Raw genomic sequence first — 22,110 nt, forward strand, 5'->3', positions numbered from 1 at the left:
CGCGCGTATGCACCGCGATCCATGCTGCCCACAGGTGCTTCATCTGGGGGGCAATCTTTGATCTTCAGCGATCTGTGAAAGCAGGAACGGCCCTGAATACCCGCCTCGACCACCGCAACCCCCTCGTGTTCGACACGCACGAGCTGGGTCGGCGTCCTGGTGCCATGCAGCGGCTGTCCCGTGAGATCGCGGCACCGGCGGACTTCGGTCTCGTCGGCGTCATCGGAGTGCCGGAAGGCGCCCCGGTGAAGCTCAGCCTCCGCCTGGAGTCGGTCATGGAAGGGGTGCTTGTCACAGGCACCGCCCGTGCATCGGCCGTGGGGGAGTGCGTAAGGTGTCTGGAGCCCGTCGAGCGCGAGCTCAAGGCGGACTTCCAGGAGATGTTCTCGTACCCTGACGCCGACGACCGGAGCCGCAGCAAGGCGGAACCGGCCGACGACGCCGAGGACGACGAGGACACGCTCTTCCTCGAGGACGGTTTGTTCGACCTCGAACCCGTGCTGCGGGATGTGGTGGTGCTCGCACTGCCCATGCAGCCGGTGTGCCGGGAGGACTGTCTCGGACTGTGCCCCGATTGCGGGCTCAGCCTGAACGACGACCCGGACCACCACCATGACGCCGTCGACATCCGTTGGGCGGCACTGCAAGGACTCGTCACCGATCAGGGCGTCGAGAAGGACAACATGAGCGGCACTGCCTCTGACGGAGTTCAGGGCGCCGCCGAGAAGCAGGAGAAGTAGCCGTGGCTGTTCCGAAGCGGAAGATGTCGCGCAGCAACACGCGCCACCGCCGGTCGCAGTGGAAGGCTGCGGTCCCCACCCTGGTTTCGTGTGAGCGTTGCCAGGAGCCGAAGCTCCAGCACATCGCGTGCCCGAGCTGCGGCACCTACAACAAGCGCCAGGTCCTCGAGGTCTGAGCGGCTGGTGAGAGGCGCAATGTCTGAGCTGTCCAACGCTGAGAAGCAGGCAGACAGTAACAACGCGGCCTCGTCCCACACGCTTCTGGAAGGGCGGCTCGGGTATCGACTCGAGTCCGCCCTTCTGGTGCGTGCACTGACCCACCGCTCGTACGCGTACGAGAACGGCGGTCTGCCCACCAACGAGCGCCTGGAGTTCCTCGGGGACTCCGTGCTCGGCCTGGTGGTCACGGACACGCTGTACACGACCCACCCCGACCTGCCCGAAGGCCAGCTGGCCAAACTGCGGGCCGCGGTGGTCAACTCGCGCGCACTGGCGGAGGTCGGGCGCGGCCTCGACCTCGGCTCCTTCATCCGGCTCGGCCGGGGCGAAGAGGGCACGGGTGGCCGGGACAAGGCCTCCATCCTCGCCGACACCCTTGAAGCGGTGATCGGCGCGGTCTACCTCGACCAGGGCCTCGAAGCGGCCTCGGAGCTGGTCCACCGGCTCTTCGACCCGCTCATCGAGAAGTCCTCGAACCTCGGGGCCGGCCTGGACTGGAAGACCAGTCTCCAGGAGCTCACGGCGGCCGAAGGCCTCGGCGTACCGGAATACCTGGTCACCGAGACCGGTCCGGACCACGAGAAGACCTTCACCGCTGCCGCCCGCGTCGGTGGTGTCTCGTACGGCACCGGCACCGGCCGCAGCAAGAAGGAAGCGGAACAGCAGGCTGCGGAGTCCGCATGGCGCGGTATCCGTGCCAAGGCGGACGAGCGGATCGCGGCGGAAGCCGCGGCCTCTGCGGCCGCACAGGTCACGGTGGCGGCCCCGGCCGATGCCGTGACCCCGGCCGAGGACGGCGGGGCGCCGACGCCCGCCGAACCGACGCCGAACGGCTGAGCCCTTCCTTCGGGATCTCCCGCCCGCCCCTGCCGCGCAGGGGCGGGCGGACCCGTTTCCGGGCCCGGCGGGGGAGGCCGGTACGCTCGCCGGGAGCGACCAGAACGCACCCCCTCCGGAGGACCACCGTGCCCGAGCTGCCCGAAGTCGAAGTCGTACGGCGGGGCTTGGAGCGCTGGGTGGCCGGCCGGACCGTCGAGGCCGTCGAGGTGCTGCACCCGCGCGCGGTACGCCGTCACCCCGCAGGCGGGGCCGATTTCGCGGCGCGGCTGACGGGCGAGACGATCGGCGTGGCGCAGCGGCGCGGCAAGTACCTGTGGCTGCCCCTGGAGGGGCGCGACCTCTCCGTGCTCGGGCACCTCGGCATGAGCGGACAGCTCCTCGTCCAGCCCGAGGAGGCCGCCGACGAGAAGCACCTGCGCATCCGCGTGCGCTTCCGGGACACCGCCGGGACCGAGCTCCGCTTCGTCGACCAGCGCACCTTCGGCGGGCTCTCGCTCCACGAGAACACGGCCGACGGGCTGCCCGACGTCATCGCGCACATCGCCCGGGACCCGCTGGACCCGCTGTTCGACGAGGCGGCGTACCACGCGGCGCTGCGCGCCAAGCGGACCACCGTCAAGCGGGCCCTGCTGGACCAGTCCCTGATCAGCGGGGTCGGCAACATCTACGCCGACGAGGCGCTGTGGCGGGCCAGGCTGCACTACGAGCGTCCCACCGCCACGCTGACGCGCCCGCGGAGCGCGGAACTCCTCGGGCACGTCCGGGACGTGATGAACGCGGCCCTCGCGGTCGGCGGCACCAGTTTCGACAGCCTCTACGTCAACGTGAACGGAGAGTCCGGCTACTTCGACCGTTCGCTCGACGCCTACGGGCGCGAGGACGAGCCGTGCCGGCGCTGCGGCACCCCGATGCGGCGCCGCCCGTGGATGAACCGGTCCAGCTACTTCTGCCCGCGCTGTCAGCGGCCGCCGCGCGTGGCGTCGTAGGACTTACGGGCGGTCAGCACCTCGGGCATGCTGCCCTCGAGGAAATGGATGAGCGCGAGCAGCCGGTCGGCGACCTCGATGCCGAGCGGGGTCAGCTCGTAGTCGACGCGCGGCGGGTTCGTCGGCTGCGCCTCGCGGTGGACGATGCCGTCGCGCTCCAGTGCCTGCAGGGTCTGGGAGAGCATCTTCTCGCTCACGCCGTCGACCTTGCGGCGCAGCTCGTTGAAGCGGCACGAGCCGTCGCGCAGGGCGCCGACCGTGAGGCTGCCCCAGCGGCCCGTGACGTGCTCCAAGGTCTCCCGGGACGGACACGCGCGCGCGAAGGCGTCGAACGGAAGCTGTGTCTCCATGGCGACCAGCTTAGCTCCGCACAGCGCTTACCAGAAGCTTGCGCTTTCGGCCAGTAAGTGCTCGGTGGGTGTTCGGCAGGCGCTCGCCGCCGGCGCCGCGGTGCTGCGGCCGGAAGCCGCTAGAAGCCGAAGTCCTGGGTCCACCAGGGGCCGCCGGCCGCGACGTACGCGCCGACGCCCAGGGTGCGGAACTCGCAGTTGAGGATGTTCGCCTTGTGGCCCGGGCTGTTCATCCACGCGTTCATGACCGCCTGCGCGTCACCCTGGCCGCGGGCGATGTTCTCGCCGCCGAGCCCGGAGAGGCCCGCGTTGGTGGCGCGGTCCCAGGGGGTGTTCCCGTCGGGGTCGGTGTGGTCGAAGAACCCTCGGGTGGCCATGTCCTTGCTGAAGGCGCCGGCCAGCGCCGCGAGCGGCGGGTTCGCCCGGACCGGACCGCAGCCGGCCTGCGCGCGCTCCTGGTTGACCAGGGTGAGCACGGCGGCCTCCTCCGCGGAGTGGCCGTCGGCGGGCGTCGGGGACGCCGGGGCGGGCGGGGCGGGCGGGGCCGGCGGCTTGGGCGCGGCCGTCTTCGCCGGCACCGGTACCGGTGCCGGCTTCTTCTCCGTCTTCGGCGCTTCCTTGGCGGGAGCGGGAGCGGGAGCGGAGGCGGAGACGGAGGGGGTGGGGGTGGGCGAGGCGGAGGGGCTCGGCGAGGCCGACGGGGAAGGGGAGGCCGACGGCGAGGGGGAGGCCGAGGGCGACCGGCTGCCCGTGTCGGGGCCCGAGGAGGCGCGGCCCGACAGGTTGGCGAGGCCGCCCTGCTGCTCGGCCGCGGTGTCCGGGCTCGGCGAAGCCTCGGCCGCGGCCCGCGTCTTGGCGGCCGGGCTGTCGGCGGAGACGCCGACATAGGGGAAGGAGGTGCTGACCGGCACCATGCCGGTGGTCACGGCGGCCGTGCCGAGGGCCACGGCCACGGAGACGCCCAGCAGGCCGCCCCGCACGAGGGCGCGGCGCTTGCCGGCGTGGTCCGGCGCGGCGGGGAGTCGGTGGCGTCCCATCGGCCCGTACCTTCCTTGCAGGTCAAGATCATCCCTTACTCGCCCAAATGGGTGAGTTCATTGCTGCGCGACTGTACGCCATGGGGCGCGGGGGCGATGTGGGCCGAAACTCCCCGCCCGGTTAGCGTTCACGCATGAATGAAGATGTCCGCCTGACCGCCTGGGTGCGCGGCCGTGTACAGGGAGTGGGCTTCCGCTGGTTCACCAGGGCCAATGCACTGGAGATCGGAGGGGTCGTCGGGTTCGCGCTCAACCTCGACGACGGGCGAGTGCAGGTCGTGGCCGAAGGTCAACGTGAGAATTGCCACCGGCTGCTCGACTGGCTGCGCTCCGCCGACACGCCCGGGAGGGTGGACGGAGTGACAGAGATCTGGGGCACACCGCGCGGTGGCTACGACGGGTTCGCCATCCGGTGAGCGATCGACTGATCATGTACTGATCACATCTCTCGACGGTCCGCACCCGGCCGGATCTGCGCGTTCGCCGTCGACACGTTGCCGGCCGGCCCGAACCGTGGAAGGCTCGAAGCAGCGGACGATCTCCACGTCCCTTGGGAGAGCCGGGCTGCCCGCCGATACGGGGCGTGATCGTGTTGACCGTCAAACTTTTTGGTGAGACGCTGGAAGCCCCGCGCACCTGAGCTGTTTGGCAGTGCTGGCAGTAGGCGTGTTAGCAAAAGAACGCGTGCAGTGACTGACAGTCGCTGCCGGACATCCGCGGGTGCGATTCCCTCACGACCCACACCGCTTCGGTCGGTCACTCAGTGTGGAGGACCATCCATCATGGCAAAGGCGCTTCTCGGTTACGTCGGCGGTTCCGATCCGCGACTCCTCGCCGAGATGCGACGGCTTCAGCAGCGCGTCCAGGACCTCGAGTCCGAGCTCGTACGGATTCAGTCCGAAAACGACGCGCTGAACGCGGCCGCCGCTCAGCACGGAGACTCGCTGCTGGACCGCATCGACATCGACGTACCCCAGGCGGAGCCTGCGCTCACCTGACGCTCACCTGATCCGCGCTCAACTCGTCGCTCGACTACAGCCCCGCATGATCTGCAAGGGACGCTCCGGCGTCCCTTCTTTCTTTGACCACCGCGTCAGCGACCACCGCGCCATCCGTGCGCGAGGACGTTGGGCCAGGTGGGGGGCCGATTCCTTTAACGTCAGTTGTGCCCTGCACCTTCATGGGTGAAACCGAACGCGAAAGGTAGAGTCCGGCGGCGTGCACCTCAAGTCCCTGACCCTGCGTGGCTTCAAGTCCTTCGCCTCTGCAACCACCCTGCGCTTCGAGCCCGGTATCACCTGCGTCGTGGGCCCGAACGGCTCGGGCAAGTCCAACGTGGTGGACGCCCTGTCCTGGGTCATGGGGGAGCAGGGTGCCAAGTCCCTGCGCGGCGGCAAGATGGAGGACGTCATCTTCGCCGGGACCACCGGGCGGCCGCCGCTCGGGCGCGCCGAGGTCTCGCTCACCATCGACAACTCCGACGGCGCCCTGCCGATCGAGTACGCCGAGGTCACGATCACGCGGATCATGTTCCGCGGCGGCAGCAGCGAGTACCAGATCAACGGCGACACCTGCCGGCTGCTCGACATCCAGGAGCTGCTCTCCGACTCCGGTATCGGCCGCGAGATGCACGTCATCGTCGGACAGGGCCAGCTGGACTCCGTCCTGCACGCCGATCCGATGGGCCGCCGTGCCTTCATCGAGGAAGCGGCCGGCGTACTCAAGCACCGCAAGCGCAAAGAGAAGGCGCTGCGGAAGCTGGACGCGATGCAGGCCAATCTCGCGCGCGTGCAGGACCTCAACGAAGAACTGCGGCGCCAGCTGAAGCCGCTGGGGCGGCAGGCCGCGGTGGCCCGGCGGGCCGCCGTCATCCAGGCGGACCTGCGCGACGCGCGGCTGCGGCTGCTCGCCGACGACCTGGTCACGCTGCGGGGCGCGCTCGACGCGGAGATCGCGGACGAGGCGGCGCTGAAGGAGCGCAAGGAGGCGGCCGAGGCCCAGCTCGCGGACGCGATGCGGCGCGAGGCGCAGCTGGAGGAAACGGTGCGGCAGTTGACGCCGCGGCTCCAGCGGGCCCAGCAGACCTGGTACGAGCTGTCGCAGCTGGCCGAGCGGGTACGCGGGACCGCGTCCCTGGCCGACGCGCGGGTCAAGTCGGCCTCGGCTCCGGCCGAGGAGGAGCGGCGCGGCCGCGATCCGGAGGACATGGAGCGGGAGGCCGCGCGGATCCGCGAGCAGGAGGCGGAGCTGACGGCCGCGCTGGAGGCGGCCTCGCGGGCGCTGGAGGACACCGTCGAGCACCGGGCGGAGCTGGAGCGGTCGCTGGCCGGGGAGGAGCGGCGGCTGCGGGACGCGGCGCGGGCCATCGCCGACCGGCGCGAGGGACTGGCCCGGCTGACGGGGCGGCTGGGCGCTGCCCGGTCCCGGGCGGGGGCCGCGCAGGCGGAGATCGACCGGCTGGTGGCGGCGCGGGACGAGGCCGAGTCCCGGGCCGGGGCCGCGCAGGCGGAGTACGAGGCGCTGGCCGAGGAGGTCGGCGGGCTCGAAGACCCGGCGGTGGACGAGGAGTACGCGGCGGCGCGGGCGGAGCTCGCGGCGGCCGAGGTCGCGCAGACGGCGGCGCGGGACGCCGTGACGGCCGCGGAGAAGTCCCGGGCGGCGGTGTCGGCGCGGCGGGATGCGCTGGCTCTGGGCCTGCGGAGGAAGGACGGCACGGGGGCGCTGCTCGCGGCGCGGGAGCGGCTGGCGGGACTGCTGGGGCCGGCGGCGGAGCGGCTGTCGGTGACCCCGGGGTACGAGGTCGCGGTGGCGGCGGCGCTAGGCTCCGCGGCGGACGCGCTGGCGGTGGCCTCCCCGGGCGCGGCGGCCGACGCCATCCGCCACCTGCGGGACGCGGATGCGGGCCGGGCCACGTTCCTGATCACCCCCGCCCCGGCGGACCCGTCGGCCGGCATCCCGATCCCCGGTCAGGCCGCGGCCTCGGGCGGGCCGATGGGGCAGGCCTTCGCGGGCCCGGATGGCACGGACCCCGCGGTCCCGGCGGGGCGGACCGCCGCCGACGCGGACGCCCGGGCCCCGGAGGGCGGGATCCCGCTCCCGAGCCGGGCGTTGGCCACGGGCGGCCCGGCGGATCCGGCTTCCGCGGATGCCGTGCACCCGGTGGGCCCTTCGGCCGGGACCCCGCTTCCGGGGCAGGCCGTGGCGGCCGGCTCGGGCCAGGAGGTCCGAGGCGGCGGGCCGGGGCTGGCTGCCGGGGGGTTGGTGCAGGGGGATGCCGGTGTGATGCGGGCCGTGGCCTGGGTGTTGCGGGAGTACGTCGTCGTCGGGACGCTCGACGAGGCCGAACGGGTCGTCGGCGCGCGGCCCGACCTCGTCGCCGTGACCCTCGAGGGGGACGTGCTCGGCGCGCACCTCGCGCACGGGGGTTCCGGCGGGGCGCCGAGCCTCATCGAGGTGCAGGCTGCCGTCGACGAGGCGGAGGGTGAGCTCGTACGGCTCGATGCGCAGTGCGCCGAGCTCGGTGCAGGCCGCGACGCCGCCCAGGCCCTGCGGCGGGAACTCGCCGCGCGGGTCGAGGAGATCGGCGAGCGGCGCCGGGCCGGGGAGCAGGCACGGGCCGGGGTGGCCCAGCAGCTGGGGCGGCTCGCCGGGCAGGCGAAGGGGGCCGCCGGCGAGGCCGAGCGCAGTGCCGCCGCCGCGGCCAAGGCCCAGGACGCCCTGGAGCAGGCGCTGGCCGATGTCGAGGAGTGCGCCGAACGGCTGGCCATCGCCGAGGAGCACGACCCCCTCGGAAGTGGCGAGGAGGAGCCCGACACCGCGGTGCGGGACCGGCTCGCCGCCGACGGGGCGAACGCGCGGCAGACCGAGATGGAGGCCCGCCTCCAGCTCAGGACCCACGAGGAGCGGGTCAAGGGCCTGGCCGGACGGGCCGATGCACTCGACCGCGGGGCCCGCGCCGAGCGGGAGGCCCGGGCCCGCGCCGAGCGGCGCCGGGCGCGGCTGCGCCACGAGGCCGAGGTGGCCCGCGCCGTCGCCGACGGAGCCCGGCAGCTGCTCGCGCACCTGGAGGTCTCGCTGCGCCGGGCCGAACAGGAGCGCGCCGCCGCCGAGTACGCCAAGGGCCTGCGCGAGCGGGAGCTCGGCGAGGCCCGGACCCGCGGGCGCGACCTCAAGGGCGAGCTCGACAAGCTCACCGACTCCGTGCACCGCGGCGAGGTGCTCGGCGCCGAGAAGCGGCTGCGCATCGAGCAGGTGGAGTCGCGTGCGCTGGAGGAGTTCGGGATGGAGGCAGCCGGCCTCGTCGCCGAGTACGGGCCGGACCAGCCGGTGCCGCCGAGTCCGCCCGCCGAGGGCGAGCACCCGGACGAGGAGGCCGAGCCGGGGCCCTTCGTACGCGCCCGGCAGGAGAAGCGGCTCAAGGCGGCCGAGCGCGCGTACCAGCAGCTCGGCAAGGTCAACCCGCTCGCGCTGGAGGAGTTCGCGGCGCTGGAGGAGCGCCACCGGTTCCTGAGCGAGCAGCTCGAGGACCTGCGCAAGACCAGGGCCGATCTCCTTCAGGTCGTGAAGGAGGTCGACGAGCGGGTCGAGCAGGTGTTCACCGAGGCCTACCGGGACACGGCCCGGGAGTTCGAGGGGGTGTTCTCGCGGCTGTTCCCCGGCGGCGAGGGACGGCTGATCCTCACCGACCCCGACAACATGCTGACCACCGGCGTGGACGTGGAGGCCCGGCCGCCCGGCAAGAAGGTCAAGCGGCTCTCCCTGCTCTCCGGCGGCGAGAGGTCGCTGACGGCCGTCGCCCTGCTGGTGTCCATCTTCAAGGCCCGGCCCAGCCCGTTCTACGTGATGGACGAGGTCGAGGCGGCGCTCGACGACACCAACCTGCAGCGGCTGATCCGGATCATGGAGGAGCTCCAGGAGAGCTCCCAGCTGATCGTCATCACGCACCAGAAGCGGACGATGGAAGTCGCCGATGCGCTGTACGGCGTCTCCATGCAGGGCGACGGCGTCTCCAAGGTCATCAGCCAGCGGCTCCGCTGATCCAGCCGTTCGTTCGAGAAGTGAATGACACCACCCTTAGTCGCCAGACAAATGAACTACTCCCCGCCTCTTGACTTCAAGAACTGAACACATAGGCTCGCTCCCGCTGCCTTTCCCTTCGGGTGGTGCCGGATCTTCAGCTGTGCGCCACTGGAAGGAACCACCCCCACCCAGCCCGTCACCGCAGCCGGGCACCGCAGGAGCAGACCTTGACCAGCAGCACAGCGCAGGCCCCGGTGCCGGGCGGCGGCGGCCGGGCCGCCCATCCCGACCACCTCGGGCACGTCATCTTCATCGCGGCCGCGGCCGCCATGGGCGGCTTCCTCTTCGGCTACGACAGCTCGGTCATCAACGGCGCCGTCGTGGCCATCCGCGAGCGGTTCGACGTCGGGTCGGCCGCACTCGCCCAGGTGATCGCCGCCGCACTGATCGGCTGCGCGCTCGGAGCCGCCACCGCCGGCCGCATCGCCGACCGGATCGGCCGTATCCGCTGCATGCAGATCGCCGCCGTCCTGTTCACCGCGAGTGCGCTCGGCTCGGCCCTCCCCTTCGCCCTCTGGGACCTCGCCGCATGGCGCGTCATCGGCGGCTTCGGCATCGGCATGGCCTCCGTCATCGGCCCCGCCTACATCGCCGAGGTCTCCCCGGCCGCCTACCGCGGCCGGCTCGCCTCGTTCCAGCAGGCCGCGATCGTCATCGGCATCGCCGTCTCCCAGCTCGTCAACTGGGGGATCCTCAACCTGGCCGACGGCGACCAGCGCGGGGAGATCGGCGGCCTGGAAGCCTGGCAGTGGATGCTCGGCGTCATGGTCGTCCCGGCCGTGCTCTACGGGCTGATGTCCTTCGTCATCCCGGAGTCCCCCCGCTTCCTGGTCTCCGTCGGCCGTACCGACGAGGCCAAGAAGGTGCTGTCCGAGGTCGAGGGCTCGAAGATCGACCTGGACGGGCGCGTCGCCGAGATCGAGCACGCCATGCGCTCCGAAGTGAAGTCCACCTTCAAGGACCTGCTCGGCGGCCGCTTCGGCTTCCTGCCCATCGTCTGGATCGGCATCGGCCTCTCGGTCTTCCAGCAGCTGGTCGGCATCAACGTGATCTTCTACTACAGCTCCTCGCTGTGGCAGTCGGTCGGCATCGACCCGAGCGACTCGTTCCTGTACTCCTTCGAGACTTCGGTCGTGAACATCATCGGTACGGTCATCGCGATGATCTTCGTGGACCGGCTCGGCCGCAAGCCGCTCGCCCTCATCGGCTCCGTGGGCATGGCGCTGTCGCTGGGCACGGCGGCCTGGGCCTTCTCGTTCAAGACCGGCACCGGCGACGACATCTCGCTGCCGCACGCGCAGGGCATCACCGCCCTGGTCGCGGCCAACCTCTTCGTCCTCTTCTTCGCCCTCTCCTGGGGCGTGGTGGTCTGGGTGCTGCTGGGCGAGATGTTCCCCGGCCGCATCCGCGCCGCCGCCCTGGGTGTGGCCGCCGCGGCCCAGTGGATCGCCAACTGGGTCATCACCGTCACGTTCCCGTCGCTGTCCGACTGGAACCTCTCGGGCGCCTACATGATCTACACGTTCTTCGCGCTGCTCTCGATCCCCTTCATCCTCAAATGGGTGCCGGAGACCAAGGGCAGGGCGCTGGAGGAGATGGGGTAACCACCCCCGCCAACACCCCTTCTCCTCGATACTGCCCCGGCTCAGTCCTTGAGCCGGGGCAGTACCTGTTCGCAGAGCAGGTGCAGGCTGCGCCAGCCCTCGTCCAGCGGCATCCCGCCGCACAGCGGGTGCAGCACCAGGTTCCCCGCCTCGCCCGCACCCCGCGCGTACGCGATCGCCTCGTCCGGGGTCAGGACCCGGTACACGCCCTCCGCGCGCAGCTCCGCCACCGAGTGCGCGGACGACCGTACGGCGCTGCGGATGTCCTTCGACTGCCAGGACGCGTACATGCCCGCCTCGTGCAGGAAGCGGTCGCCGTACTCGGCCCACACCCGGTCCGGGTCCTCCGCGATGTGCAGCAGCGGGGTCTCGGCCGCCGGCATCATGCAGAACCCCTCCGTCCCGTGCTCCGCGAGCTGCGCCTGGTAGTACGCCTCCAGCTCCGGGAGGTGCGCGCTGGGGAAGAACGGCAGCCCGAGCCGCGCCGCGCGCCGGGCCGCCGCCTTCGAGCTGCCACCGACCAGGAGCAGCGGGTGCGGCCGGGTGAAGGGCCGCGGGGTGACGCGTACGGTACGGCCGCGGTACTCGAACGGCTCGCCGGTCCACGCCTGAAGCAGGGTCTCCAGCAGCTCGTCCTGGAGCCTGCCGCGCCGGCCCCACTCCACGCCGTGCTGCTCGTACTCCTCGGGCCGGTAGCCGATGCCCGCGACCGTCACGAGGCGGCCGCCGCTCAGCAGGTCGAGGACCGCGATGTCCTCCGCCACCTTCAGCGGGTCGTACAGCGGGCCGATGATCGCCGAGACGGTGACCGCGATCCGGCGGGTGGCGCCGAAGACCGCGCCCGCGAAGGCGAACGGCGACGGCAGCCAGTTGTTGGCGGTGCCGTGGTGCTCCTCGGTCTGGATCGTGTCGATCCCGCGGTCGTCCGCGTACCTCGCCATCTCCAGCGCGGCCTTGTAGCGGGCCGAGAGGGTCTCGGGGGTGCCGTTGGGGTCGACGAGATTGAACCGGGCCACGGTGATGGGCATGGAGAAGTCCCCCTTCGCCGGATGTGGGGTGCGCGGGCGAAGGGGGACGTTAGCTGACGTGGCGTCAGTTGGACAGGGATCCGGCGGAGGCGAGCGCGGGCTCCTCGGCCTCGGCCGCGCCGGTCGCCGCGGCCGTAGTGCGCGGCAGTGCGGCGTACAGCACGCCGGAGGTGACGATGCCGGCCGCCCAGCCCAGGCCGTTCTGCCCGATCCAGGTGTCGGCGAGCGGCCCGCCGAACCAGTCGACCTTGGTGAAGAGCAGCCCCACGACCAGGGCGACGCCCCATGCGGTCATGGCCTGCCAGGCGTACCCGCCCCGGTACCAGTAGGCGCTGCTGCGGGTGGTGTCCAGCAGCGCGGCGCCGTCGTACGAGGTCCGGCGCAGCATGTCGACACCGAAGGCGCCGATCCACGCGGAGAAGGCCACGGCCAGCAGCGTCAGGAAGGAGATGAACGAGCCGAAGAAGCTGGTCGCGACCACCATCAGCAGGAAGCCGAAGACCAGGCTGATGACGGCGTTGACGCTGACGGCCGCCGCGCGCGGGACCTTGATGCCGAGCGTCTGCGCCGTGAAGCCGGCCGAGTACATGGACATCGAGTTGATCAGCAGCATGCCGACGAGCGCGATCAGCAGGTACGGAACCGCGATCCAGACGGGCAGCAGATTGCCGATGAAGGACACCGGGTCCTGGGCCGAGGCCAGGTCCGGGGTGCCCACCGCCATGACCGCGCCCATCAGCACCATCGGGATCACGACGACGGCCGCGCCGCCGATCGTCGCGCCGACCATGCCCTTGGCGGAGGCCGTGCGCGGCAGGTAGCGGGTGAAGTCCGGGCCGGACGGCACCCAGCTGATGCCGCCCGCGGCGATGGTGCCGATACCGGCGATCATCATCGCCGTCGAGCCGGCCGGCTTGTCGAAGACGGCGGACCAGTCGCTCTCCGCGACCAGATAGCCGAGCACGAGCACGCTGAAGGCGCCGAAGAGGTACGTCGACCAGGTCGAGCAGACGCGCAGCGCGCTGATGCCGAGGCCGGACACCAGGAAGGTGCAGCCGACGAAGAGCAGCAGGGTGACCACGATCAGGGCCGTGTTCTTCTGCACGCCGAAGAGCAGGTCCAGCACGGTGAGCATGGCGAACGCGCCGCTGACCGCGTTGATGGTCTCCCAGCCCCAGCGGGCGACCCAGATCAGGGCGCCGGGGAAGAGGTTGCCGCGCTGGCCGAACACGGCCCGCGAGAGGGCCATGCCGGGGGCGCCGCCGCGCTTGCCGGCGATCGAGATCAGGCCGACGAGCCCGTACGAGACGACGGGCGCGGCGACCGCGACGACGAGCACCTGCCAGATGTTGAGCTTGTTGAAGATCACCAGGCCCGCGCCCATGGTCAGCAGCAGCACGCTGATGTTGGCGGCGACCCAGGTGGGCACGAGCTCGCGGACCCGGCCGCTGCGCTCGCCGTCCGGCACGGGCTCGAGGCCGCGGGTCTCGACCGACGTCTCGGCGGTCGTCTCGGGCGGCGTCTGTATCGCGCCTTCGGCGGGCTCGGCGGGCATGCGGTACTCCGGGTGGGCAGGGCGTACAGGAATCCGCCCATCATCGTAGATGTACCGGCAAGTCCACAAATGGAGGCTTACGGCCTGGTCGCAAGCGCCGGAAACGGGGGTCCGGGGCAGCCGTGGCCGATACTGGACGGGTTATGGACATCCTCATCCTTGCTGTAGTCATCGCCCTGGTCGCGGTCGGCGTGATCAGCGGGCTCGTGGTCGGCAGCCGCAAGAAGAAGCAGCTGCCGCCCCCGGCGCCGCCCAGCACACCGACCATCACTGCCCCGCCCGCCGAACCGCAGGTGGGGGAGGACGCCGTAGAGACGGCGGAAGAGCCCCGCCGCACCATCGAGGAGGTCGGCCTCCCCGAAGCGGAGGCTGCGGCTCCCGAGGCGCCCGCCGTCGTCGCCGAGCCCGAGGCTCCGGCCGCCCCCGAGATCGAGGTGCCCGAGCCCACCGCCGGCCGCCTGGTCCGGCTGCGCGCCCGCCTCGCCCGGTCGCAGAACTCGCTCGGCAAGGGGCTGCTCACGCTGCTCTCGCGCGAGCACCTCGACGAGGACACCTGGGAGGAGATCGAGGAGACCCTCCTGATCGCCGACGTCGGTGTCGTGCCGACGCAGGAGCTCGTGGACCGGCTCCGCGAGCGGGTCAAGGTGCTCGGCACCCGTACCCCCGCGGACCTGCGCGCCCTGCTCAAGGAGGAGCTGCTGACCCTGGTCGGCACCGACTTCGACCGCGCGGTGAAGACCGAGAGCGGCGTGGACACCCCGGGCGTCGTGATGGTCGTGGGGGTCAACGGCACCGGCAAGACCACCACCACCGGCAAGCTGGCCCGCGTGCTCGTCGCCGACGGCCGCTCCGTGGTGCTCGGCGCCGCGGACACCTTCCGTGCCGCTGCCGCCGACCAGCTCCAGACCTGGGGCGAGCGGGTCGGCGCGCGCACCGTGCGCGGCCCCGAGGGCGGCGACCCGGCCTCGATCGCCTACGACGCGGTCAAGGAGGGCATCGCCGAGGGCGCCGACGTGGTGCTCATCGACACCGCCGGCCGCCTGCACACCAAGACCGGCCTCATGGACGAGCTCGGCAAGGTCAAGCGCGTCGTCGAGAAGCACGGCCCGCTGGACGAGGTCCTGCTGGTCCTGGACGCCACCACCGGGCAGAACGGCCTGACCCAGGCCCGTGTCTTCGCCGAGGTCGTGGCCATCACCGGCATCGTGCTGACCAAGCTCGACGGCACCGCCAAGGGCGGCATCGTCGTCGCCGTCCAGCGCGAGCTCGGCGTCCCGGTCAAGCTCATCGGCCTCGGCGAGGGCCCCGACGACCTGGCGCCCTTCGAGCCGGAGGCGTTCGTGGACGCCCTGATCGGCGACTGAGCGCAGACGCCACGCAGCGCACGCAGTTCGCAGTACCCAGGGCAGCGCCCCCGCATTCCGGCCGGAACGCGGGGGCGCTGCCGTGCGTATGCGTACTAGCGCCGCAGGCGGTGGCAGATGTACGCGAGGGTGCCGAGCAGCAGCCGGGCCTGCGGCGGGCCGCCCGCGGAGTCGAGCGTCGGCGGGCGCAGCCAGCCGACCGGGCCGAGGCCCGCGTGGTCGGAGGGCGGGGCGGTCAGGAAGGCGCCGGCGCCCAGGGCGCGCAGGTCGAGGTCGGCGTCGTCCCAGCCCATCCGGTACAGCAGCTGCGGCAGCTCGGCGGCCGCGCCGGGGGCGACGAAGAACTGGGCCCGGCCGTCCGGGGTCGCGGTGACCGGCCCGAGCGGCAGGCCCATCCGCTCGAGGCGGACCAGCGCGCGGCGCCCGGCCTCCTCGGAGACCTCGATGACGTCGAAGGTGCGGCCCACGGGGAGCAGGACCGCGGCGCCCGGGTACCCGCCCCAGGTCTCGGTGACCTCGTCGAGGGTGGCGCCGGCCGGGACGGTCGGAGCGAGGGGCAGCGGATGCGCCCCCGGAGCGCTGCACTTCGCACGACCGCAGGAGCAGTCGCGGGCGGGGGCCGCGGCGCGGGCGCCGGGGACCACGTCCCAGCCCCACAGCCCGGTGTACTCCGCGACCGCCGTGCACTCCGACGTCCGGCCGCGGCGCCGCGAGCCGGAACGGAACTCCTTGGTGCTGCGGCTGCCGCCGATCGTGAAGCCCATGCCCATGCCCCCTCCAACGGGTCGGACGCGCCGGTGGTTACGACGTCGGCGGGACGGGATGCGGGGCCGGGTGCGAGCCCGGTGTCCCGAGGGGCCACCCGGCGCACTCCTCGCCGCGTGCGCCCCCGGTGCACTCCCGTCCAACCGATCGTTTTCGCCTCGGTGTCAAGTGAATCGCGCCTGGCCGGTGGCTAGTTCATTCGAAGGGGTGGCGAATGGTGGCGTTTCTGGAATCGACCTCGCGGCAGGGGTGATCGTAGGATTACTTTCAGTGCACCAAACCCCGGAGGCGGGCCGTCCGTGGTTATGCCGGAGGCAACTTGTGGAGGACCTGTGAAGGTCCGTGGCGGCGCTCGCCGCCCCAGCCAGGGTTTCGTAGTGAAGAGGCTGAGCGGATGGGGGCGTTCCAGTGAGCGGCAACGACGCAAGCGGAACGAGCGAGGAGCCGGAGGCCCCGGGCTCTGCGGTCCGCAATGAGCAACTGACGTCCTGGTTCGTCCGCAGCGGCTGGTCGAAGGGCGAACTCGCCCGCCAGGTGAACCGGCGGGCCCGTCAGATGGGCGCCCACCACATCAGCACGGACACCTCCCGGGTGCGCCGCTGGCTCGATGGCGAGCAGCCCCGCGAGCCCGTCCCGCGGATCCTGTCCGAGCTGTTCTCCGAGCGGTTCGGCTCCGTCGTCGCCATCGAGCAGCTCGGGCTGCGCACCGCCCACCAGACGCCCTCCGTCTCCGGCGTCGACCTGCCCTGGGCCGGCCCGCAGACCGTCGAGCTGCTCGGGGAGTTCTCCCGCAGCGACCTGATGCTGGCCCGCCGCGGATTCCTGGGGACCTCCCTCGCCCTCTCCGCCGGCCCCGCCCTCATCGAGCCCATGCAGCGCTGGCTCGTCCCGGTCCCCGCCGCCGACCCGGGCCCCCGCGAGGCGGGAGCGGCCGGAGCCCTCAGCGGCCACCGCCCGCCGCGGCTCTCCGAACCGGAACTCGGCCTCCTCGAAGCCACCACCGTGATGTTCCGCCAGTGGGACGCCCAGTGCGGCGGCGGACTGCGCCGCAAGGCCGTCGTGGGCCAGCTGCACGAGGTCACCGACCTGCTCCAGGAGAACCACCCGGCGCCCGTCATGAAGCGGCTCTTCAAGGTCGCCGCGGAACTCGCCGAACTGGCCGGCTGGATGAGCTACGACATCGGCCTGCACCCCACCGCGCAGAAGTACTTCGTCCTCGCGCTGCACGCCGCCAAGGAGGGCGGGGACAAGCCGCTGGGCTCGTACATCCTCTCCAGCATGAGCCGCCAGATGATCCACCTGGGCCGCCCCGAGGACGCCCTGGAACTCATCCACCTCGCCCAGTACGGCAGCCGCGACTGCGCCGGCCCGCGCACCCAGGCCATGCTGTATGCGATGGAGGCCCGCGCCTACGCCAACATGGGCCAGCCCAGCCGCTGCAAGCGGGCCGTCCGGATGGCCGAGGACACCTTCTCGGACGTCGCCTTCGGCGGCGAGCCCGAGCCCGACTGGATCCGCTTCTTCTCCGAGGCCGAGCTCAACGGCGAGAACTCCCACTCGTACCGCGACCTGGCCTACGTGGCCGGGCGCAGCCCCATGTACGCCTCCCTCGCCGAACCCGTGATGCAGCGGGCCGTGGAGCTCTTCGAGAAGGACGACGAGCACCAGCGCTCGTACGCCCTCAACCTCATCGGCATGGCCACCGTGCACCTGATCCAGCGCGAGCCCGAGCAGGCCACCGTCCTCGTAGGCCGAGCCCTCGACGTGGCCGGAAAGGTGCGGTCCGAAAGGGTGAACACGCGGCTGCGCAAGACCGTCGACACCGCCGCCCGTGAGTACGGCGACGTCGCCGACGTGGTCCGGCTGACCGACCAGCTCGCCTCCCGGCTCCCCGAAGCCGCGGAGGCCGTCTGACGGCCCGAGCGGCCGCCCCCAAGGCCCCGGCCGCGGCAGTCACCCCGTGAAGCCCGATCAGGCTCCCCCAGCCAGGTCCCCCGGGTCACTGCCGCGGCCGGCCCACCTCTTCTGCGCCTGAACCGGCGCCGCTCCCGCGGAGGTGGTTGCCCGCCGTCGTGGTTCCTCGATCGACGGTCGCCGTGTTCATCGTGCTGTAACAGCCCGGACGCCTTCGTCATCGGTGCGAAACACCGAGCGGCGCCGCCGGAAACCGGCCTGCGCGAATCTCAGGGTCAATAACCGGCCAGCCCCCAGGCCCCACCCCCCAGGCCTTACGCCTTGCGCCGCTCAGGTTTCACGATCGCCCGCACGCGAACGTACCGACGACGAGGAGACGCCGATGGCATCAGCCATCACGACCCTCGCCGCAGACGCCCCGACGCTGTCTGCTGCGAACACCGGGTTCATGCTCATCTGCTCCGCCCTGGTCATGCTGATGACCCCGGGACTCGCCTTCTTCTACGGAGGCATGGTCCGCGTCAAGAGCAGCCTCAACATGCTGATGATGAGCTTCATCAGCCTCGGGATCGTCACGATCCTCTGGGTCCTCTACGGCTTCAGCCTCGCCTTCGGCGCGGACTCCGGCGGCTTCATCGGCTGGTCCTCCGACTACGTCGGCCTCAGCGGCATCGGCATCACCGAGCTGTGGGACGGCTACACCATCCCGGTCTACGTCTTCGCCGTCTTCCAGCTGATGTTCGCCGTCATCACCCCCGCCCTGATCAGCGGCGCCCTGGCCGACCGCGTGAAGTTCAGCGCCTGGGCCCTGTTCACCGCCCTGTGGGTCACCGTCGTCTACTTCCCCGTCGCCCACTGGGTCTGGGGCGCCGGCGGCTGGCTCTTCGAGCTCGGCGTCATCGACTTCGCGGGCGGCACCGCCGTCCACATCAACGCCGGAGCCGCGGCCCTCGGCGTCATCCTGGTCATCGGCAAGCGCGTCGGCTTCAAGAAGGACCCGATGCGCCCGCACAGCCTCCCGCTCGTGATGCTCGGCGCCGGTCTGCTCTGGTTCGGCTGGTTCGGCTTCAACGCCGGCTCCTGGCTCGGCAACGACGACGGCGTGGGCGCGGTCATGTTCGTCAACACCCAGGTCGCCACCGCCGCCGCCATGCTCGCCTGGCTCGGCTACGAGAAGCTGCGCCACGGCTCCTTCACCACCCTCGGCGCCGCCTCCGGCGCGGTCGCGGGCCTCGTCGCCATCACCCCCTCCGGCGGCTCCTGCTCCCCGCTCGGCGCGATCGCCATCGGCGCCATCGCCGGTGTCGTCTGCGCCATGGCCGTCGGCCTCAAGTACAGGTTCGGCTTCGACGACTCCCTCGACGTGGTCGGCGTCCACCTCGTCGGCGGTGTGATCGGCTCGCTGCTCGTCGGCCTCTTCGCCACCGGCGGGGTCCAGTCCGACGTGGCCGGCCTCTTCTACGGCGGCGGCCTGGAGCAGCTCGGCAAGCAGGCCATCGGGGTCTTCTCGGTCCTCGCCTACTCTCTCGTCGTGTCCGCGGTCCTCGCCTTCCTCCTCGACAAGACGATCGGGATGCGGGTCACCGAGGACGACGAGGTCTCCGGCATCGACCAGGTCGAGCACGCCGAGACCGCCTACGACTTCAGCGGAGCCGGCGGCGGCGCCTCCTCCCGGAGCACCGCCACCCCCGTCCCCGTTGCCGCCGCGAGCAAGAAGGTTGACGCATGAAGCTGATCACCGCGATCGTCAAGCCGCACCGGCTGGACGAGATCAAGGACGCCCTCCAGCGGTTCGGGGTCCAGGGGCTCACGGTCTCCGAGGCCAGCGGCTACGGCCGCCAGCGCGGCCACACCGAGGTCTACCGCGGCGCCGAGTACACCGTGGACCTCGTACCGAAGATCCGCATCGAGGTGGTCGTCGAGGACGACGACGCCGAATCGGTGATGGAGGTCCTCGTCAAGAGCGCCCGCACCGGCAAGATCGGTGACGGCAAGGTGTGGAGCGTCCCCGTGGACTCGGTCATCCGGGTCCGCACCGGCGAGCGCGGCGCTGAAGCGCTCTAGGCGACGGGAGCTCCTGGGTGACGAGCGTCGAGCAGACCACGACGGGTGATTCCGGCGATCCGTCCGGCTCGGGACCCAGCGGGTACGCCGCGGCCCGGCTGCGACTCCTCCAGGAGGAGTCGCGGTCCGGGCCTTCGCGGCGTTCCGCGCTGGCCGCGCTGACCGACGGCTGGCTGAACGCCCTGTTCACCACGGCCCAGCGGGAGACCGGGGTGCGGGGCGCCACCCTCGTCGCCGTCGGCGGCTACGGGCGCGCCGAACTCTCCCCGCGCAGCGACCTCGACCTGCTGCTGCTCCACGACGGCAAGGCGGAGCCGCGGGCGCTCGGCGCGCTGGCCGACCGGATCTGGTACCCGGTGTGGGACCTGGGCGTGGCCCTCGACCACTCGGTGCGGACCCCGGCCGAGGCCCGCAGGACCGCCGCCGAGGACCTCAAGGTGCACCTGGGTCTGCTGGACGCCCGGCCGGTCGCGGGCGACGCGGGCCTGCTCGCGGGCCTGCGCACCTCCGTCCTGGCCGACTGGCGCAACCAGGCCGCCAAACGGCTCCCGCAGCTGCACTCCCTGTGCCGGGAGCGGGCCGAGCGGGCCGGGGAGCTCCGCTTCCTGCTGGAGCCCGACCTCAAGGAGGCCCGGGGCGGGCTCCGCGACGCCACCGCACTGCGGGCGGTCGCCGCGTCCTGGCTGGCCGACGCCCCGCGCGAGGGGCTGGCCGAGGCCCGGCGGCGGCTGCTGGACGCGCGCGACGCCCTGCACCTGGTGACGGGCCGGGCGACCGACCGGCTCGCGCTCCAGGAACAGGACCAGGTCGCCGCCCAGCTGGGCCTGCTCGACGCGGACGCGCTGCTGCGCGAGGTGTACGAGGCCGCGCGGGTCGTCGCGTACGCGGGTGACGTGACCTGGCGCGAGGTCGGGCGGGTCCTTCGGGCCCGGGCGGCCCGGCCGAGGCTGCGCGGGCTGCTGGGGACGCGGGGGGCCGCGGCAGCCGAGCGCGCGCCGCTCGCCGAGGGGGTCGTGGAATCGGACGGCGAGGCCGTCCTGGCCCTGGCGGCCCGGCCCGACCGGGACCCGGTGCTGGCGCTGCGGTTCGGCGCCGCGGCCGCGCAGGCCGGACTGCCGGTGTCGCTGCACGCCGTACGCCGGCTCGCTGCGCAGGCGAAGCCGCTGCCCGTGCCGTGGCCCGCGGAGGCGCGCGAACAGCTGCTGACGCTGCTGGGGGCGGGGGAGCCGACGGTGGCGGTCTGGGAGGCCCTGGAAGCCGAGGGGCTGATCACCCGGCTGCTGCCCGACTGGGAACGGGTGCGGTGCCGGCCGCAGCGCAACCCCGTGCACACCTGGACGGTGGACCGGCACCTGGTCGAGACGGCGGTGCGCGCCTCGGCCCTGACCCGCCGGGTGAGCCGCCCCGACCTGCTGCTGATGGCCGCCCTGCTGCACGACATCGGCAAGGGCTGGCCGGGGGACCACTCGGTGGCGGGCGAGACGATCGCCCGCGACGTGGCCGTACGGGTGGGCTTCGACGCGGAGGACGCCGCCGTGCTGGGGGTGCTCGTACGGCACCACCTGCTGCTGATCGACACCGCGACGCGGCGCGACCTGGACGACCCGGCGACGGTCCGGTCGGTCGCGGAGGCCGTGGGATCGCTCGGCACGCTGGAGATACTGCACGCGCTCACCGAGGCGGACGCCCTGGCCACCGGGCCCGCGGCGTGGAGCACGTGGCGGGGCTCGCTGGTGGCGGACCTCGTGGCACGGGTCGCGTCGGTCCTGGGCGGGGCCGCGCCCGCCGCCGCGGAGCCGGCCATCCCGACGGCGGAGCAGGAACGCCTCGCGGTGGAGGCGCTGCGCACCCGGGAGCCGGTCCTGGCGCTGCACGCACGCCAGGAGGAGGACGACGCGGTCGGAGTCGAGCTGGTCGTGGCGGTCCCGGACCAGCCGGGCGTCCTCCCGGCGGTCGCCGGGGTGCTGGCGCTGCACCGGCTCACGGTCCGCGCCGCGGACCTGCGCTCGGTGGAGCTGCCGGATCTGGCGGGCGAGGTGCTGGTGCTCCGCTGGCGGGTGGCCGCGGAGTACGGGGCCCTGCCGGAGGCCGCACGGCTCCGGACGGACCTGGTCCGGGCGCTGGACGGCTCGCTGGACGTCCCGGCGAAGCTGGCGGACCGCGAGGCGGCGTACCCGCGGCGGCGCGGGGTGGTCCCGCCGCCGCCCCGGGTCACGGTGGTCCCGGACGTCTCCTCCCTGGCCACGGTCCTGGAGGTCCGGGCCCCGGACGCGGTGGGCCTGCTGCACCGGATCGGGCGCGCGCTGGAATCGTCCGGGGTCCGTGTCCGCAGCGCGCACGTCTCGACCCTCGGCGCCAATGCCGTGGACTCCCTGTACGTGGTCGACGCCGACGGCAAACCCCTGCCGTGGCCGGCGGCCTCGGCCATGGCCGCCGCCCTGGAGGCCGCCCTCCGCTGACCCGGGATCCGCAGGACCCGGGGCCCGCCCTGCGGACCCCGGGTCCTCGCCCGCCGTACGGGCCGTGCGAGCCCCGCCGGCGTGTGGGGCCGCAGCCGGTCGGCGG

General features: G+C 72.5%; 18 protein-coding genes. 13 read left to right on the forward strand and 5 right to left on the reverse strand.

Annotated elements, in window-relative coordinates; genetic code table 11:
- Positions 1-74 precede the first annotated feature (74 nt).
- The 4 genes from ACFYXK_RS07070 to mutM all read left to right on the forward strand — a co-directional run bounded on the left by ACFYXK_RS07070 (position 75) and on the right by mutM (position 2,785).
- Positions 75-740, forward strand: coding sequence for a YceD family protein (locus tag ACFYXK_RS07070; protein ID WP_383515322.1), 666 nt, complete (start codon positions 75-77; stop codon positions 738-740).
- A gap of 2 nt (positions 741-742) precedes the next feature.
- On the forward strand, positions 743-916 hold the full coding sequence (gene rpmF, locus ACFYXK_RS07075) for a 50S ribosomal protein L32 (RefSeq protein WP_003965982.1): 174 nt from the start codon (positions 743-745) through the stop codon (positions 914-916).
- A 19-nt stretch (positions 917-935) separates the two neighbouring features.
- Entirely contained in the window at positions 936-1,796 is an 861-nt protein-coding gene (rnc, locus tag ACFYXK_RS07080; RefSeq protein ID WP_389410149.1) for a ribonuclease III, read from the forward strand.
- Between the two features lie 128 nt (positions 1,797-1,924).
- Entirely contained in the window at positions 1,925-2,785 is an 861-nt protein-coding gene (mutM, locus tag ACFYXK_RS07085; RefSeq protein WP_389410150.1) for a bifunctional DNA-formamidopyrimidine glycosylase/DNA-(apurinic or apyrimidinic site) lyase, read from the forward strand.
- Here mutM and ACFYXK_RS07090 read toward each other — a convergent pair.
- Positions 2,758-3,135 carry a winged helix-turn-helix transcriptional regulator gene (locus ACFYXK_RS07090; protein ID WP_389410151.1) on the reverse strand — a complete coding sequence of 126 codons (378 nt, stop codon included), beginning with the start codon at positions 3,133-3,135 and terminating at the stop codon, positions 2,758-2,760. The genes mutM and ACFYXK_RS07090 overlap by 28 nt on opposite strands.
- Positions 3,136-3,254: 119 nt before the next feature.
- A complete protein-coding gene (locus ACFYXK_RS07095) occupies positions 3,255-4,172 on the reverse strand; it encodes a CAP domain-containing protein (RefSeq protein ID WP_389410152.1) in 918 nt (305 codons plus the stop codon).
- 134 nt (positions 4,173-4,306) lie between these two features.
- Between ACFYXK_RS07095 and ACFYXK_RS07100 the strand changes: the two genes are divergently transcribed.
- The 4 genes from ACFYXK_RS07100 (at position 4,307) to ACFYXK_RS07115 (ending at position 10,855) form a co-directional block, all read left to right on the forward strand.
- Positions 4,307-4,588, forward strand: a complete 282-nt coding sequence (locus tag ACFYXK_RS07100) for an acylphosphatase (RefSeq protein ID WP_266636384.1) — start codon at positions 4,307-4,309, stop codon at positions 4,586-4,588.
- Between the two features lie 366 nt (positions 4,589-4,954).
- A complete protein-coding gene (locus ACFYXK_RS07105) occupies positions 4,955-5,170 on the forward strand; it encodes a hypothetical protein (protein WP_030162422.1) in 216 nt (71 codons plus the stop codon).
- Positions 5,171-5,390: 220 nt separating this feature from the next.
- Positions 5,391-9,209, forward strand: a complete 3,819-nt coding sequence (locus ACFYXK_RS07110; RefSeq protein WP_389410153.1) for an AAA family ATPase — start codon at positions 5,391-5,393, stop codon at positions 9,207-9,209.
- A gap of 209 nt (positions 9,210-9,418) precedes the next feature.
- Entirely contained in the window at positions 9,419-10,855 is a 1,437-nt protein-coding gene (locus ACFYXK_RS07115) for a sugar porter family MFS transporter (RefSeq protein WP_389410154.1), read from the forward strand.
- A 41-nt stretch (positions 10,856-10,896) separates the two neighbouring features.
- Here the strand turns inward: ACFYXK_RS07115 and ACFYXK_RS07120 are convergent, their stop codons facing one another.
- Both ACFYXK_RS07120 and ACFYXK_RS07125 read right to left on the reverse strand, forming a co-directional pair.
- On the reverse strand, positions 10,897-11,883 hold the full coding sequence (locus ACFYXK_RS07120; protein WP_389410155.1) for an LLM class flavin-dependent oxidoreductase: 987 nt from the start codon (positions 11,881-11,883) through the stop codon (positions 10,897-10,899).
- Positions 11,884-11,947: 64 nt separating this feature from the next.
- Positions 11,948-13,438, reverse strand: a complete 1,491-nt coding sequence (locus ACFYXK_RS07125; protein ID WP_389410156.1) for a cytosine permease — start codon at positions 13,436-13,438, stop codon at positions 11,948-11,950.
- Between the two features lie 143 nt (positions 13,439-13,581).
- Here ACFYXK_RS07125 and ftsY point away from each other — a divergent pair, with 143 nt between their 5' ends.
- Positions 13,582-14,802: a signal recognition particle-docking protein FtsY gene (gene ftsY, locus ACFYXK_RS07130; protein WP_383515305.1), complete on the forward strand. Its 1,221-nt coding sequence runs from the start codon at positions 13,582-13,584 to the stop codon at positions 14,800-14,802.
- Positions 14,803-14,897: 95 nt separating this feature from the next.
- Here ftsY and ACFYXK_RS07135 read toward each other — a convergent pair whose 3' ends face one another.
- Complete coding sequence (locus ACFYXK_RS07135; protein WP_389410157.1) at positions 14,898-15,566, reverse strand: bifunctional DNA primase/polymerase; 669 nt, start codon at positions 15,564-15,566, stop codon at positions 14,898-14,900.
- A gap of 409 nt (positions 15,567-15,975) precedes the next feature.
- Here ACFYXK_RS07135 and ACFYXK_RS07140 point away from each other — a divergent pair, with 409 nt between their 5' ends.
- The 4 genes from ACFYXK_RS07140 (at position 15,976) to ACFYXK_RS07155 (ending at position 22,004) form a co-directional block, all read left to right on the forward strand.
- Positions 15,976-17,481 carry a hypothetical protein gene (locus ACFYXK_RS07140; protein ID WP_389410158.1) on the forward strand — a complete coding sequence of 502 codons (1,506 nt, stop codon included), beginning with the start codon at positions 15,976-15,978 and terminating at the stop codon, positions 17,479-17,481.
- 382 nt (positions 17,482-17,863) lie between these two features.
- The gene (locus tag ACFYXK_RS07145) at positions 17,864-19,210 is read left to right on the forward strand and encodes an ammonium transporter (protein WP_389410159.1); all 1,347 of its coding nucleotides are present in this window, start codon (positions 17,864-17,866) and stop codon (positions 19,208-19,210) included.
- A complete protein-coding gene (locus ACFYXK_RS07150; protein ID WP_389410160.1) occupies positions 19,207-19,545 on the forward strand; it encodes a P-II family nitrogen regulator in 339 nt (112 codons plus the stop codon). Before ACFYXK_RS07145 ends, ACFYXK_RS07150 begins: the two co-directional genes overlap by 4 nt.
- A 17-nt stretch (positions 19,546-19,562) precedes the next feature.
- Positions 19,563-22,004: a [protein-PII] uridylyltransferase gene (locus ACFYXK_RS07155; protein ID WP_389410161.1), complete on the forward strand. Its 2,442-nt coding sequence runs from the start codon at positions 19,563-19,565 to the stop codon at positions 22,002-22,004.
- Positions 22,005-22,110: the final 106 nt, after the last annotated feature.

The sequence above is a fragment of the Streptomyces sp. NPDC002209 genome (genome assembly GCF_042890265.1).
Taxonomy (GTDB): domain Bacteria; phylum Actinomycetota; class Actinomycetes; order Streptomycetales; family Streptomycetaceae; genus Streptomyces.

Coding starts and splice junctions, on each gene's coding strand:
- rnc (WP_389410149.1), top strand. CDS start 936: ATGTCTGAGCTGTCCAACGCTGAGAAGCAGGCAGACAGTAACAACGCG.
- ACFYXK_RS07090 (WP_389410151.1), bottom strand. CDS start 3,135: ATGGAGACACAGCTTCCGTTCGACGCCTTCGCGCGCGCGTGTCCGTCC.
- ACFYXK_RS07095 (WP_389410152.1), bottom strand. CDS start 4,172: ATGGGACGCCACCGACTCCCCGCCGCGCCGGACCACGCCGGCAAGCGC.
- ACFYXK_RS07100 (WP_266636384.1), top strand. CDS start 4,307: ATGAATGAAGATGTCCGCCTGACCGCCTGGGTGCGCGGCCGTGTACAG.
- ACFYXK_RS07105 (WP_030162422.1), top strand. CDS start 4,955: ATGGCAAAGGCGCTTCTCGGTTACGTCGGCGGTTCCGATCCGCGACTC.
- ACFYXK_RS07120 (WP_389410155.1), bottom strand. CDS start 11,883: ATGCCCATCACCGTGGCCCGGTTCAATCTCGTCGACCCCAACGGCACC.
- ACFYXK_RS07125 (WP_389410156.1), bottom strand. CDS start 13,438: ATGCCCGCCGAGCCCGCCGAAGGCGCGATACAGACGCCGCCCGAGACG.
- ftsY (WP_383515305.1), top strand. CDS start 13,582: ATGGACATCCTCATCCTTGCTGTAGTCATCGCCCTGGTCGCGGTCGGC.
- ACFYXK_RS07135 (WP_389410157.1), bottom strand. CDS start 15,566: ATGGGCTTCACGATCGGCGGCAGCCGCAGCACCAAGGAGTTCCGTTCC.
- ACFYXK_RS07145 (WP_389410159.1), top strand. CDS start 17,864: ATGGCATCAGCCATCACGACCCTCGCCGCAGACGCCCCGACGCTGTCT.
- ACFYXK_RS07150 (WP_389410160.1), top strand. CDS start 19,207: ATGAAGCTGATCACCGCGATCGTCAAGCCGCACCGGCTGGACGAGATC.